Source organism: Clostridium lacusfryxellense, from assembly GCF_018861735.1.
In the GTDB taxonomy this organism is placed as follows: Bacteria; Bacillota; Clostridia; order Clostridiales; family Clostridiaceae; genus Clostridium_AD; species Clostridium_AD lacusfryxellense.
On the sequence record NZ_JAHLEB010000138.1, the window covers coordinates 1 to 1574 of the forward strand.

Genomic DNA, 1574 nt, shown 5'->3' on the forward strand with positions numbered 1-1574 from the left:
TTGGCAATAATTGAGATAAGTGATTATCAAAGATTGTAAGGAGGAGTATTTTTATGTCAAACATATCAAAAGAAATTTTAAGAGATTATATCAACGAGCAAAAGTTTACAAGTCCAACCGAGGTTTTAACTGCTATGAAGAGTATGTTTAAAGACATTCTTCAGGAAACATTAGAAGCAGAAATGGATTCACAACTTGGATATGACAAGTATGATATATCTGAAAAACGAACTCTAAACAGTAGAAATGGTTACTCTAAAAAGACTGTGAAGTCCGAACTTGGCGCAGTAGAACTCAATATACCCCGTGATAGAAATGGTGAATTTGAGTCTAAAATCTTGCCTAAATATCAAAGAAATATCACCGGTATTGAGGAGAAGATAATGGCTCTTTATGCAGCTGGGATGACTACAAGAGACATATCAGAGCAAGTAAAGAATCTATATGATGTTGAGTTATCTGCTGAAATGGTTTCTAATATAACAAACAGGATTATGCCTCTTGTTACCGAATGGCAAAATAGACCACTTGAAAAAACATATTCTTTTGTTTTTATGGACGCTATACACTATAAAGTTCGTGACGATAAGCATATTATAATTAAAGCAGCTTACGTTGTGCTAGGTGTAAATATGGATGGTGAAAAAGAAGTACTTGGCATATGGATAGGTGCAAATGAAAGCAGTAAGTTTTGGCTCTCCGTGCTTAACGACCTTAGAAACAGAGGCCTTAAGAACGTTTTGGTATTCTGTGTCGATGGCCTAAGTGGATTTAAGGAAGCAATAGGTGCGGTATATCCTTTTGCAAAGATACAACGTTGCATAATTCATCAATTAAGAGCGAGTATGAAGTATATACCACATAAAGATAAGAAGGCATTTGCAAAGGATTTGAAAGCCGTTTATGGAGCCGTAAATGAGGATCTTGCACTAGAAAATTTAAATATTGCTAAAGAAAAATGGGGTAGTAAATATCCAAATGCAATAAAAAGTTGGGAAGATAATTGGGATAATCTTATAACTTTCTTTATATTCCCAGATTATATTCGTAGAATTATTTATACTACAAATGCTATAGAAAGCCTCAACAGTCAATTTAGAAAAGTTACTAAGACAAAGCTTATATTTCCCAACGATGAGAGTCTTATGAAGATGCTATATTTGGCAACTGAAAAGGTAAGTAAGAAATGGAATAGAATATATCCAAACTGGGATCTTGTTATTTGCCAACTCAACATACTGTTTAGTGAAATCTTAAATGAAGGAGCGTAGCTTTGGGACTCCGCCCCTGAACCCCTAAGATCAATCGCTTTATTTATCCTGCTAAATAAGTAAAACGGACCACCCAGAGGTCGCCCGTTCATGTATAATCCACTAATATCTGGTCAAATTATTTATCAGAACACTAGTAATCTACTAGTTAGAAAGTATATTGATAATAAAAAATGGGAATAATATACTAAGAAGTAATGATAAAGTAACAACTTTTATCTACTTTAATGACATATTTTTAAAATTAAATAGTCCAATTATTTTGCTTAAAGAAAGAGAATACACAAAATAATTTACACCCTC

The 1574-nt window shown here is 33.2% G+C and carries 1 protein-coding gene; it reads left to right on the forward strand.

Features of this window, described 5'->3' with window-relative positions; translation table 11 throughout:
- Positions 1-53 precede the first annotated feature (53 nt).
- Entirely contained in the window at positions 54-1271 is a 1218-nt protein-coding gene (locus tag KPL55_RS25610; RefSeq protein WP_216309573.1) for an IS256 family transposase, read from the forward strand.
- Positions 1272-1574: the final 303 nt, after the last annotated feature.

Bases quoted from the DNA above. Each gene is read 5' to 3' on its own strand.
- KPL55_RS25610 (WP_216309573.1), top strand. From the start codon at position 54: ATGTCAAACATATCAAAAGAAATTTTAAGAGATTATATCAACGAGCAA.